The sequence below is a fragment of the Xanthomonas sp. NCPPB 2933 genome, from assembly GCF_056725225.1.
Genome location: NZ_CM161518.1, coordinates 4,523,495 through 4,535,837 on the forward strand (window position 1 = coordinate 4,523,495; position 12,343 = coordinate 4,535,837).

8 protein-coding genes and 1 other RNA gene are annotated in these 12,343 nt (G+C 62.6%); 4 read left to right on the forward strand and 5 right to left on the reverse strand.

The features are described from left to right. Positions 1-58: 58 nt before the first annotated feature. From AC1PLU_RS19025 to lptF, 3 genes are all read right to left on the reverse strand, one after another. Positions 59-134: non-coding RNA, sX9 sRNA (locus AC1PLU_RS19025), on the reverse strand. Positions 135-194: 60 nt separating this feature from the next. Beyond that, positions 195-1,301 carry an LPS export ABC transporter permease LptG gene (gene lptG / locus AC1PLU_RS19030; protein ID WP_006448520.1) on the reverse strand — a complete coding sequence of 369 codons (1,107 nt, stop codon included), beginning with the start codon at positions 1,299-1,301 and terminating at the stop codon, positions 195-197. After that, a complete protein-coding gene (gene lptF, locus AC1PLU_RS19035) occupies positions 1,298-2,380 on the reverse strand; it encodes an LPS export ABC transporter permease LptF (protein ID WP_006448521.1) in 1,083 nt (360 codons plus the stop codon). The genes lptG and lptF overlap by 4 nt, the downstream gene beginning before the upstream one ends. A 107-nt stretch (positions 2,381-2,487) precedes the next feature. Between lptF and AC1PLU_RS19040 the strand changes: the two genes are divergently transcribed. The 4 genes from AC1PLU_RS19040 to AC1PLU_RS19055 all read left to right on the forward strand — a co-directional run bounded on the left by AC1PLU_RS19040 (position 2,488) and on the right by AC1PLU_RS19055 (position 7,969). Further along, positions 2,488-3,960, forward strand: coding sequence for a leucyl aminopeptidase (locus AC1PLU_RS19040; RefSeq protein ID WP_481093554.1), 1,473 nt, complete (start codon positions 2,488-2,490; stop codon positions 3,958-3,960). Further along, positions 3,960-4,325 carry a hypothetical protein gene (locus AC1PLU_RS19045; RefSeq protein ID WP_481106979.1) on the forward strand — a complete coding sequence of 122 codons (366 nt, stop codon included), beginning with the start codon at positions 3,960-3,962 and terminating at the stop codon, positions 4,323-4,325. The genes AC1PLU_RS19040 and AC1PLU_RS19045 overlap by 1 nt, the downstream gene beginning before the upstream one ends. A 7-nt stretch (positions 4,326-4,332) precedes the next feature. Then, positions 4,333-4,758, forward strand: a complete 426-nt coding sequence (locus AC1PLU_RS19050) for a DNA polymerase III subunit chi (RefSeq protein ID WP_023902615.1) — start codon at positions 4,333-4,335, stop codon at positions 4,756-4,758. A 208-nt stretch (positions 4,759-4,966) separates the two neighbouring features. Next, complete coding sequence (locus tag AC1PLU_RS19055) at positions 4,967-7,969, forward strand: valine--tRNA ligase (protein ID WP_481106980.1); 3,003 nt, start codon at positions 4,967-4,969, stop codon at positions 7,967-7,969. A 1,063-nt stretch (positions 7,970-9,032) separates the two neighbouring features. On the opposite strand, the gene AC1PLU_RS19060 is transcribed toward AC1PLU_RS19055, so the two are convergent. Both AC1PLU_RS19060 and AC1PLU_RS19065 read right to left on the reverse strand, forming a co-directional pair. Beyond that, a complete protein-coding gene (locus AC1PLU_RS19060; RefSeq protein ID WP_481093558.1) occupies positions 9,033-10,175 on the reverse strand; it encodes a pectate lyase family protein in 1,143 nt (380 codons plus the stop codon). A 251-nt stretch (positions 10,176-10,426) separates the two neighbouring features. Then, complete coding sequence (locus AC1PLU_RS19065; RefSeq protein WP_481106981.1) at positions 10,427-11,560, reverse strand: pectate lyase family protein; 1,134 nt, start codon at positions 11,558-11,560, stop codon at positions 10,427-10,429. Positions 11,561-12,343 lie beyond the last annotated feature (783 nt).

Below are 12,343 nucleotides of genomic sequence, written 5' to 3' on the forward strand. Positions count from 1 at the left end.
CACGCGAGCGCATGGCCGCCGCCACAAGCCACTGATGCAAGGCGGCGCGACCGAGAATCGCTGACACAACGTAGCGAGCGGTCGTCAGGTGGATGTTCAAGGCGCGGAGCAGGCGACGTGCATGCGTATTACATGCCGATCCCGAGCAACGGCCGCGCCACCTGGCATTGAGCGCTATCGTTTTGTTAGTCGCTCTAGCTACTGCGCCGCCGGAACAACCATGCCGACACCCCCAGCATCACCATCGGCGGCAGTGCATAGGCGATGCGGTAATCCAGCTTGAGCGCACCGGCCATGCGGCCGAAGAACAGTTGCAGCAGCCAGAAGCCCAGCGCGAACAGGATGCCCAGGAACAGCCGCTTGCCCAGACCGCCGCTACGCAGCGAACCGAACGAGAACGGAATCGCCGCCAGGCACAGCGCCAATACATTGAGCGGATAGAACCAGCGGCTCCAGTACTGATCTTCGTAGTCGCGCGCGTCCAGGCCATTGCGGCGGCGGTACTCGATGCTCTGTTCCAGATCGCGCGCGGACAGGTTGCGCGGCTTGGCCAGCCCGGCTGCCAGCGCCGCAGGGCTGAGCTGCGATTGCCACGGCAGCTCGGGGAAGGTTTCGCGCTGCACCGAGCGCTCCTGGAAGGTATCGCGGCGCACCTGGCGCAGCGTCCAGGCGCCATTGCGATTTTCTGCCAACGCCGCGTAGGTCAGCTGCTGCAGGCGGCCGCTGGCATCGAGGTGATACAGCCGCACATCGTGCAGATCCAGCGCGGTACCGCCGCCGTCGAGCAACTTCTCCTCGCCGCTCAGCGCATTGAGGAAGGTATCGCCTTCGCGCGCCCACAGGCCCGAATAGCGCGCCATTGCCATATCGCTGTTGTAGCGGGCGCTGGTCTTGAGCGTATCGGCCTGGTTCTGTGCCCACGGCCCCACCGTCTCGCCGCTGATCACCATGCCGGCGGTCAGCAACGCCATCGCAGCGACCACCGAGGCCGACATCCGCTTGCGCGACACGCCCAGCGCACGCAAGGCGGTCAGCTCGGAGGTGGCCGCCAACTGGCCCAGCCCCATCAAGGCACCGATCACCGCCGCGGTGGGGAACAGGGTGTAGGCCCGCCGCGGCACCGTGTACGCCACATAAGCGAACGCATGACCAAAGGTATAGCTCCCCTGGCCAATATTCTTGGCCTCGCTGGCAAACGCGTTGACCAGATCCAACCCCAGCAGCACGGCCCAGGTCAGCAGCACGGTGAACAGCACCGCGCGCCCGACGTACCAATCGTGTACCCGTGGCATCAGCCTCATGCGCGCACCCTCGGCCGACGCACGCGGCCATCGCGTGCATACGCCCAGATCGCCACTGCCAGCAGCGGCAGCGTCAGCCACCACAGACCGAGCGCGGCCGGTGTCTTGCCGTTGGCGATCCACTGGGTGCCGACGATCATCAGGTTGGTACCCACCATGTACGCCAGGAACGCCAGCATGATCCGGCCGTAGCGCTGCTGCCGCGGCGCACTGCGCGACAGCGGCAGGGTCAGCAGCGCGAACGCCAGTGCCAGCAGCGGCGGCGCCAGACGCTCATGCAGCTGCGCGCGCGCGGCCGGGCGCTCGTCCGACAGCAGCTGCGTGGTCCACATCACTTCCGGATCGTTGGCGTCGTGCACCTGGCTGCGGTCGGGCAAGGCCACGTCGTTGCTGGCGAACTTCATCAAGCGGTAGTCCAGGGTGTTGCCGGCGGCCGGGCCTTCGATGCGGTAACCGTCCTCCAGGCGCAGGTAGCGGTTGGCCTTGCCTTCGAAGAACATCGCGCCACGCTCGGCGGTGACCACATCGATGCGGTCGTCCTTCTGGCGCTGCATGAACACCTTGCCCAGGCCCTTGCCGTCGGCCGAGATCGTGGTCAGGTAGACCACCCCACCGCCGGACAGCGGAGTGAACTTGCCCGACTCCAGGCCGGCCATCAGCACGCTGCGGTTGGCGTCTTCCAGCATGGTCTCGGCGGTACGGCTGGCCCACGGGCCCAACCACAGCGAGCACAACCCAATCAGCACCACCACCGGCACCACCAGCATCAGGATCGGGCGCAACATGCGCCGCGGGCCGACGCCAATGGCGGTGATCACGGCCATTTCTGAATCGCGGTACAGCCTCGCCAGTGCCAACAGCAGGCCGAGCATGAGCGCCAGCGGCAGGATGATCGGCAGGTAGGCCACAAATTGCAGGCCCACCTGAGACAGCAACAAGCGAGCGGGGATGCGGCCGTCGGCGATATTGCCGAGGATATCCACCAGCACGCCGCCCACGCTGACGACCAACAGCACGATCAAAGTGGCCAGGAAGCTCTGGGTGAAATCGCTAAGCAGATATCGATCGAGCTTCGGCATAGGGTGGGCTTGTTTTAAACTCTCGGATTCGTTCGCGGCGGCGTCAGCCTAATCAGGCTGGCGTAAACAGTCCGCGATTGTACGGATTTGCCTACGGAATCTGATCAATGGCCCTGCAATTCACCCTGAACCAAGACGCGCCGGCAAGCGCCGCCGTCGACTGCATCGTGGTTGGCGTGTTCGCCGACAAGACCCTGTCGCCCGCTGCGCAGGCGCTGGACAGCGCCAGCCAGGGCCGTTTGACGGCGCTGGTGGCACGTGGCGATGTGGCTGCCAAGACCGGCAGCACCACCCTGCTGCACGACCTACCTGGCGTGGCCGCCCCGCGCGTACTGGTGGTCGGCCTCGGAGAGACCGGCAAGTTCGGCGTGGCGCCCTACCTCAAGGCGATCGGCGATGCGGCCCGTGCGCTGAAGACCGGCGCGGTCGGCACCGCCCTGCTGACCCTGACCGAATTGCCGGTCAAGGCGCGCGATGGCGCGTGGAATATCCGTCAGGCGATCATCGTCAGCGACCACGCCGCCTACCGCTACACCGCCACGCTGGGCAAGAAGAAGGTCGACGAGACCGGCCTGACCACGCTTGCGATCGCCGGCGACGACGCCCGCGCACTGGCGGTTGGCGTGGCCACCGCCGAGGGCGTGGAGTTCGCCCGCGAGCTGGGCAACCTGCCGCCGAACTACTGCACCCCGGCCTACCTGGCCGAGACCGCCGCCGCGTTCGCCGGCAAGTTTCCCGGCGCCGAAGCCGAGATTTTGGACGAAACACAGATGGAAGCGCTCGGCATGGGCTCGCTGCTGTCGGTGGCGCGCGGCTCGGCCAACCGCCCGCACCTGATCGTGCTGAAGTGGAACGGCGGCGGCGACGCGCGCCCGTATGTGCTGGTGGGCAAGGGCATCACTTTCGATACCGGCGGCGTCAACCTCAAGACGCAGGGCGGCATAGAGGAAATGAAGTACGACATGTGCGGCGGCGCCAACGTCATCGGCACGTTCGTGGCCACGGTCAAGGCCGAGCTGCCGATCAACCTGGTGGTGGTGGTGCCGGCGGTGGAAAACGCCATCGACGGCAACGCGTATCGCCCCTCCGATGTGATCACCAGCATGTCCGGCAAGACCATCGAGGTCGGCAACACCGACGCCGAAGGCCGCCTGATCCTGTGCGATGCGCTGACCTACGCCGAACGCTTCAACCCCGAGGCGCTGGTGGACGTGGCTACGCTGACCGGTGCTTGCATGGTGGCGCTGGGCCACCAGACCGCCGGCCTGATGAGCAAGCACGACGACCTGGCCAACGAACTGCTGGCCGCCGGCGAGCACGTGTTCGACCGCGCCTGGCGCCTGCCGCTGTGGGACGAATACCAGGGCCTGCTGGATTCCACCTTCGCCGACGTCTACAACATCGGCGGCCGCTGGGGCGGCGCGATCACTGCTGGCTGCTTCCTGTCGCGCTTCACCGAAAACCAGCGCTGGGCGCATCTGGACATCGCAGGCGTGGCCAGCGACGAAGGCAAGCGCGGCATGGCCACCGGCCGCCCGGTGGGGCTGCTGACGCAGTGGTTGCTCGACCGCGCAGCCTGATGTCGCCACGCGCTGCACTGGCCCTGATCGCCGGCTTCGTGCTGGTGGACGGGGCCGCCAGCGCGGTACCCGGCTGGTGGAACGGCGATGCCGCCGACCTGGTGCGGTTTGCGCTGTTGCTGGTGCTGATCTTCGTCTGGCTGGCGGCCGACAGCCGCCAGCACGGCTATCGCCGCCCCATGTGGCTCAACATCGGGATGGTGCTGGCCTGGCTGGTGTTCATCCTCATCTATCTGTATCGCTCGCGGCCTGCCGGCCGACGCCTGCGCGCCACAGGCGGGTTTCTGCTGGCGATACTGGCGTCCGGCCTGCTGTTCACGCTCGGCTGCGTCGTTGCCGAATCTGTTTTCCCTTTCGTTTCGTGATCTGACCATGCCCCGTGCCGACTTTTATCTGATCGCCAAACCGCGCTTCCTCAATGAACCGCTGCGGCTGGTCTGCGAGCTGGCGCGCAAGGCCTACGACGCCAATCTCTCCACGCTGATCCTGGCGCGCGATGCCGAACAGGCCGAAGCGCTGGACGACCTGCTGTGGGCGTTCGACGACGAGGCCTATATTCCGCACCAGATCGCCGGCACCGATGAGGAAGACGAACTCGCCCCGGTGCTGATTGCCGCCCCCGAGTTCACCGCGCCCTCGCGCCCGCTGGTGATCAACCTGCGCGACGACCCGTACCTGGGCGCCTGCGACCGCGTGCTGGAAGTGGTGCCCGCCGATCCCGCCGCCCGCGAACCGCTGCGCGAACGCTGGAAGCAGTACAAGGCCCTGGGCCTGGAACTGACCAAGTACGACATGTGAGAGGGGCGGGGATTGGGGAGTTGGGATTGGGGATTCGCAGGAGCGCTTTTGCGCGCATCCACAAGTCCTTTCCAACGACGAATCCCAACAGCCAATCTCCGTTCCACAGCGCCACCGCTGAGGTTGATGCAATGGCTTGCCAGCGATCTCTGCCGGCCCCATGACTCAACAAATCCCGAATCCCGAATCAACGAATCCCAGCCCCTCTATGACCACCCTAGCCTCCAGCTACGACCCCTCTTCCTTCGAATCGCGGCTGTACGCGCAGTGGGAGGCAGCCGGTTACTTCGTGCCGTCCGGCAAGGGAGAGCCGTACACGGTGCTGCTGCCGCCGCCGAATGTGACCGGCACGCTGCACATGGGCCATGCGTTTCAGCAGACGCTGATGGATGCGCTTGTGCGCTATCACCGCATGCGCGGCTTCGATACGTTGTGGCAGGTGGGCACCGACCACGCCGGCATCGCGACCGAGATGGTGGTGTCGCGCAATCTGGCGCTGGAAGGCAATGGCGAAACGCGCGACTCGCTCGGGCGCGAGGGCTTCATCGCCAAGGTGTGGGAATGGAAAGCCGAATCCGGCGACACCATCGAGCGCCAGATGCGTCGCCTGGGCACCTCCAGCGACTGGTCCCGCAGCACCTTCACGATGGACCCGCAACCCTCGGCCGCGGTCAATGAGGCGTTCGTGCGCTGGTACGAACAGGGCCTGATCTACCGCGGCCAGCGCCTGGTCAACTGGGACCCGGTACTGAAAACCGCCATCTCCGATCTGGAAGTGGAAAACGTCGAAGAAGACGGCTTCCTGTGGTCGATCCGCTATCCGCTGGCGGATGGCGTGACCTACGAGCACGTCGAGCACGATGCCGACGGCAACGAGACGCTGCGCGAAACCCGCGATTATCTGGTGGTGGCCACCACGCGCCCGGAAACCATGCTGGGCGACACCGCCGTGATGGTGCACCCGGACGATGCGCGCTACGCCACGCTGCACAACGCCCGCATCGTGCTGCCGCTGACCGGCCGGCAAGTGCCGGTGATCACCGACGATTACGTCGACCGTGCCTTCGGTACCGGCGTAGTCAAGGTCACGCCTGCGCATGATTTCAACGATTACGCGGTAGGCGTGCGGCATGACTTGCCGATGATCAATTTGTTTACCAAAGATGCCCGCATCAAGTGGAGTCGTTGGCAAGATGGTGCACAGCCGCAAGGCGATACCGTGCAACAAGATGGCAGCTTGTTAATAGCAAATAAAATTTCGCTCGGACCCGAGTTTTTACTCGATGGGACCGTCGATGAAATACCTGAAAAATTTCAAGGACTGGATCGTTTCGAGGCACGTAAGCTCGTGTTGTCAGAACTAGAGGAGCAAGGACTTCTAGTTGAAACCAGACCGCACAAGTTGCAGGTACCACGTGGCGACCGCACCGGCCAAGTGATCGAGCCCTATCTCACGAGCCAGTGGTTCGTGAAGATGGACGCGCTGGCCAAGCGTGGGCTGGAGCTGGTCGAAAGCGGCCAGATCAAGTTCGTGCCGCCGAACTGGATCAACACCTATCGTCACTGGATGGAGAACATCCAGGATTGGTGCATCAGCCGTCAGCTATGGTGGGGCCACCGAATTCCGGCTTGGTTTGACGCTGATGGCAACATCTATGTTGGCCGTAATGAGGAAGAAGTCCGTCAAAAATACGGACTCGCCCCAGACGACGAGATTCTTCAGGATGACGACGTGCTGGAAACCTGGTTCTCCTCGCAACTGTGGCCGTTCTCCACGCTGGGCTGGCCGGATGCGAACGCGATGGCCGAGCGCGGTTTCGAGCGCTATCTGCCGTCGTCGGTGCTGGTCACCGGTTTCGACATCATCTTCTTCTGGGTGGCGCGCATGATCATGGCCACCGACAGCTTCACCGGCCAGGTACCATTCCGCGATGTCTACATCACCGGCCTGATTCGCGATGCGCAAGGCCAGAAGATGTCCAAGTCCAAGGGCAACGTGCTCGATCCGCTCGACATCATCGACGGCATCAGCATCGAGGCCTTGGTCGCCAAGCGCACCACCGGCCTGATGAAGCCCAAGGATGCGCCCAAGATCGAAAAAGCCACGCGCAAGGAATTCCCGGACGGCATCATCGCGCACGGCGCCGACGCGCTGCGCTTCACCATCGCCGCACTCGCCACGCATGGCCGCGATATCAAGTTCGATCTGGGCCGCGCCGAAGGTTACAAAAACTTCTGCAACAAGCTGTGGAATGCCACGCGCTTCGTGCTGATGAACACCGAGGGCGCGCGTTTCAACGGCGTGCCGCAGCCGCGCACCGAAGCGGAGCAGTGGATCCTGGCGCGTCTGGACAAGGTCACCGCAGAAACCCACGCGCACTACGCCAACTACCGTTTCGATCTGCTCACGCAATCGCTGTACGAATTCGCCTGGAATGCGTTCTGCGATTGGTTCGTGGAACTGGCCAAGCCCGCACTCAACGGCGCGGTGCAGGACAGCACGCTGGCCGCTGCAGGCAGCACGCCGGAAGTGATTGAGCACGCAGAAGATGCCGCCAGCACGCGTCACACCCTGCTCTATGTGCTCGAAGCCTTGCTGCGTCTGTTGCACCCGCTCACACCGTTCGTCACCGAAGAACTGTGGCAGCAAGTCGCACCACGCCTGGGCATCACCGCCGCGACGATCTCGTTGCAGGCGTTCCCGCAGGCCGGCGATATCGACACCCACGGCTATGCCAGCGCGGAGGCCGATGTCGAATGGCTGAAGTCGATGGTGTCGGCGCTGCGCCGCGTGCGCAGCGAGTTGAACGTGCCGCCCTCCAAGCAGGTGCGCCTGCTGTTGCAGGCCGGCACGCAGGACGATCGCACCCGCGCTGCCCGCTTCGCCTCGCAGCTGTCGTTCTTGCTCAAGCTAGAAACGATCGACTGGCTGGACGCCGGCCAGGAGGCACCGCCATCAGCCGCCGCCATCGTCGGCGAGCTCACGCTGCTGGTGCCGCTGGAAGGCCTGGTCGACATGGATGCCGAACGCACGCGTCTGGACAAGGAAATCAGGCGTGTGGAAGGCGAAATCGGCAAGTGCAACGGCAAGCTCGGCAACGCCACGTTCGTGGAAAACGCACCGGCCGTGGTGGTCGAACAGGAACGCGCGCGCTTGAACGACTGGACCACGCAGTTGACCGGTCTGCGCGAGCAACGCGCCAAGATCTAGCGAAGTCGCTCAGCCGACTGCATCGCCACCAGGCGACCGCAGTCGGTATTCGAAGGGACAACCGATCAGTTGATCGATGGTCGAGCGCGCGGTGCCCTCGCCGCTCGCGGGACACGCCGCAAGTACGTCCATGTAGGCTCGGTGGCGGCATCCATGCCGCCACACGGTCCCGCAATCGGTGAGGACACCGCACCAGGAAGTTCGTAGATCGCTTCGTTGAAAGCCTGCCTGTTGTTCGTTCGCGTTGCGACGCTGGTCGGACTAACCGTCATTCGCGCCGTCATCCAAAAACGCGCGTCATGCACTGCTTGCAACCATGCACGCCGACCATCTCCACTGGTCCTTGTCCGCCCACCATCGCGGGACCTTACGCGGCATGGATGCCGCGTAAGAGCCTACACGGACGTACTTGCGGCGTGTCCCGCGACGGTGGGCGGGCAAGGGCCCTGCAGCCAAGCCGCAGATCAGCCGCTTTACAAGTGATCTATCCACACTGCTCAATCAGTCCAACAAAACCGAGATTCCGGTCGCGACGGCGTTATAAATGCAGTTGGAGCTCAGGTCGAAAGCTTGGTTAGTCGAGGGTACGGTGACCTCACCGCTCGCGGGACACGCCGTGAATCCATCCCTGGAGGCTCGGTGGCGGCATCCATGCCGCCACACGGTCCCGCAACCGGTAAGGCCACCGCACCAGAGAGTGAGTCGGTTGCTTTCTTAAAAGCTTGTTGATTGCTCGGCTTTTCGTTGAAAAGCAAACCGAAACCACGGTGATCGAACAACATGCATCGTGCATTGCTTGCACCATGCACACCAACCATCTCGATTGGTCCTTGCCCGCCCACCGGCGCGGGACCTTATGCGGCATGGATGCCGCATAAGAGCTTACAAGGACGTACTTGCAGCGTGTCCCGCGATGGTGGGCGGGCAAGGGCCCAGCGATGTCGCAGGACATCGACACATCAATGAGGACATCGCGCAAACGCACAACGCCCGCATCGCTGCGGGCGTTGTGGGAGCTCATGCAATGCTGAAGGTCATCGCAGCATTGCCTAGCGCAGACGCGTTACAGCTTGCCTGCGCCGGCCTTTGCCTTCACGTCTGCAGCCACCTTGTTCGCAGCCAGCAGGTTGTAGGTATACGGCGGCTTCCAGCCGATGTTGCTGTTCCACGAACAGGTCAACGCCTTGCCATTGATCAACGACCCCTGGTCGCGATACACGCTGCCCTTGTAATCGCCGGCAATCTTGTCGCAACTGCTCACACCGCTGATATCGAACGCATTGTTCTCCGAGAAGATCTTCGACTCCTTGCCCACGCCATGCGCATGCGAGAACGGATACACCTTATTGCCGGTGCTACCGACGTGGTAGTTGTTGTACAGATGCACCTGGCCGAAACGCACCCGCGGCGCGCGTGCCGAGATGTTCTCGAACAAGGTGTTGTGGATGGTCACCTTGAGTTTGCCGCTGTCGGTGCCGGAGGCGCTGTCGCTGGAGCCGATCAGGCTGTTCTTCTCGTGCGACTTGAACGCCGAGTACGAGATGGTGACGAAGTTGGCGCCCTTCTTGACGTCCATCGCACCATCGTGATGCTGCTTCGGGCGCCCGTTGGCGGTGCCGTTCTGATCGTCGGTGCGGCGACCATCGGTAAAGGTGACATGGTCCACCCACACGTTGGTGGCCGCTTCCACGGTCAGGCCATCGTATTCGGAATTCCAGTTGCCGTTGTCGCCGTCGTCGGCATCCCACTTCGGCTCCGGATCCCACGGATTTTCGATGGTGAGATTGCGCACAATGACGTCGTTGGCCTTGACGTAGAAATAGCCCTCGCGGATTTCCGCATTGGTGCCAACGCCAATCAGCGTGGTCTTGGTCGGGATGTCCAGGCGCGCACGGGTCTTCATGTCCGCAGTCTTGGTGTAGGCCTTGCCTTCGCTGATGTCGATGACACCCTTGACCTTGATGATGCGGCCATTGCTGCCGGCCTTGGCTTTCAACGCAGCCTTCAACTGCGCTGCCGTGCTGACGGTGTAGATGTCTGCAGCTGCGGCTTTGGAGCCGCCTTTGGTGCCGCCGTTCTGGGTCGCCCAGCCGGTGGTGGCCACTTCCAAGGAGGGATCTGCAGCGTGCGCTGCGGGGGACAACAACGCAGCGCCCAGAACGACGCCCACAACGGTACGACCAACGACTGTCGATGCTTTCGACATGGTGATGAATTCTCTTGAATGAGTAACGCGATGGCGCGCCGCATGAGACGACGCGCTCCCCGGTGCAATCGCCCAGGCCATCAAGGCCAGTCCCCTAGCGACCGCAACTCGATCCTAATGCTTATGAAAACTATTGAATAGTCTATTTTTGAAAATTATTTTTATGCTTGCGTGTACTTCGCATACATCGCACACACGCAAATGCAGCACCCGTTTTGCAGGCGCTGCATTCGATGTTGCGTTGGTACCGCTTACAGCTTTCCGGCGCCGGCCTTTGCCTTGACGTCTGCAGCGACCTTGTCAGCCGACAGCAGGTTGTAGGTGTACGGCGGCGTCCAACCGATGTTGGTATTCCACGAGCACGACAGCGCCTTGCCGTTGAGCAGCGAGCCCTGATCGCGGTACACGCTGCCGCCGTAATCGGCCGCGATCTTGTCGCAGCCGCTCACACCACTGATATCGAACGCATTGCGCTCGGAGAAGATCTTCGATTCCTTGCCCACACCATGCGCGTGCGAGAACTTGTAGACCGGATGAGTGGTGCTGCCAACGTGGTAGTTGTTGTACAGATGCACCTGGCCGAAGCGCACCCGCGGTGCACGTGCGGAGATGTTTTCGAACAAGGTGTTGTGGATGGTCACCTTGAGCTTGCCGCTGTCGGTGCTGGAGGCGCTGTCGCTGGAACCGATCAGATCGTTCTTCTCGTGCGATTTGAAGGCCGAGTAGGAAATCGTCACGAAGTTGGCGCCTTTCTTGACGTCCATCGCGCCATCGTGATGCTGCTTGGGGCGGCCATTGGCGGTGCCGTTCTGATCGTCGGTGCGGCGACCATCGGTGAAGGTGACATGGTCCACCCACACGTTGGTGGCACCTTCCACCGTCAAGCCGTCGTACTCGGCATTCCAGTTACCGGCGCTGCCATCGTCCGGATCCCAGACCGGTTCCGGATCCCACGGATTTTCGATGGTGAGATTGCGAATGATGACGTCGTTGGCCTTGACGTAGAAATAGCCTTCGCGAATTTCCGCGTTGCTGGTGACGCCGATCAGCGTGGTCTTGGTCGGCACGTCCAGACGCGCGCGTGCCTTCATATCCGAGGTCTTGGTGTAGGGCTTGCCTTCACTGACATCGATGATGCCGCTGATCTTGATGATGCGTCCGTTACTGCCCACGCTGGCCTTCAGCGCGTTCTTCAGCTCGGCGGCATTCTTGACCGTGTAGATGTTGGCAGCGGCCGCTTTGGAGCCGCCTTTGGTCCCACCGTTCTGTGTTGCCCAACCAGTGGTTGCAACTTCGAGTGCAGGATCGGCGCAGGCAACGCCAACGACCAGCAACGACCCGACAAACAGCGACGCGGCGGCCGCCGTTGAAAATTTCGGCTTCATCTTGATGTCTCCCTCGGATAGGTTCGATGCGCCGCGCGGCGGCACACCCCTCGTCTAACAGGCGCGGAACATACTTTTCATCTATGTAATGTTCAGTTCCGCGAAACCGATACTAGGAGCATCGCAATCGCTTGTATCTAGCCGATGTATCGATGTGGATGCGCAGTCACGCAAACGGTTGCGAGACACCCAAGAGAAGACAAAACGTTGCGCTCAAGACACGCAGAGACAGCGACAAGGACACTGCAGCGCAGCATGATTCGAGTCGCTATGCAGACGGACGCAGGTTCAGTACGGTGTGCCGCTGCGATCACGTGCTGCGTGTTTTCTTCGACGTCCATGCGTGTTGCGATGCGACGTATCGACACCGCAACGCACGCACTGTGATCGGGCTTATGCGATCAGCGCAACCAAAAAAAGAATTGGAATATGGCGAAAATATCGCCATCGATCAGCGCGGCGCGCCACGCTGCATAGGGGATGATGCGCACGACGGGCAATCAATCAAGTGCAGCAGTTGCGCGCATCGCAATGCCATCGATTGCAACCACGCGACAGCCTGAGTCAGAGTGACGGCAAGCGATTGATTGCGGGCGGCGACATCGTCGGTGGCGGCATGCGGTAACGGCACCCGATCGCAAGCGCAGCCTGTTGCTGCGATGGACATTGCGCACGCGAGCTGCAGCGCAACCGCAATGGATGCACGCAGGCATCAGCATGAATCACATCAACCGTCACTAACGCAGCCCATCGACGAACGCGGTCAGCAACTGCCAATGGCGC

What these genes read in the sequence shown, in the direction of transcription:
- lptG (WP_006448520.1), bottom strand. Translation starts at nt 1,301, where the DNA reads ATGAGGCTGATGCCACGGGTACACGATTGGTACGTCGGGCGCGCGGTG.
- lptF (WP_006448521.1), bottom strand. Translation starts at nt 2,380, where the DNA reads ATGCCGAAGCTCGATCGATATCTGCTTAGCGATTTCACCCAGAGCTTC.
- AC1PLU_RS19040 (WP_481093554.1), top strand. Translation starts at nt 2,488, where the DNA reads ATGGCCCTGCAATTCACCCTGAACCAAGACGCGCCGGCAAGCGCCGCC.
- AC1PLU_RS19045 (WP_481106979.1), top strand. Translation starts at nt 3,960, where the DNA reads ATGTCGCCACGCGCTGCACTGGCCCTGATCGCCGGCTTCGTGCTGGTG.
- AC1PLU_RS19050 (WP_023902615.1), top strand. Translation starts at nt 4,333, where the DNA reads ATGCCCCGTGCCGACTTTTATCTGATCGCCAAACCGCGCTTCCTCAAT.
- AC1PLU_RS19055 (WP_481106980.1), top strand. Translation starts at nt 4,967, where the DNA reads ATGACCACCCTAGCCTCCAGCTACGACCCCTCTTCCTTCGAATCGCGG.
- AC1PLU_RS19060 (WP_481093558.1), bottom strand. Translation starts at nt 10,175, where the DNA reads ATGTCGAAAGCATCGACAGTCGTTGGTCGTACCGTTGTGGGCGTCGTT.
- AC1PLU_RS19065 (WP_481106981.1), bottom strand. Translation starts at nt 11,560, where the DNA reads ATGAAGCCGAAATTTTCAACGGCGGCCGCCGCGTCGCTGTTTGTCGGG.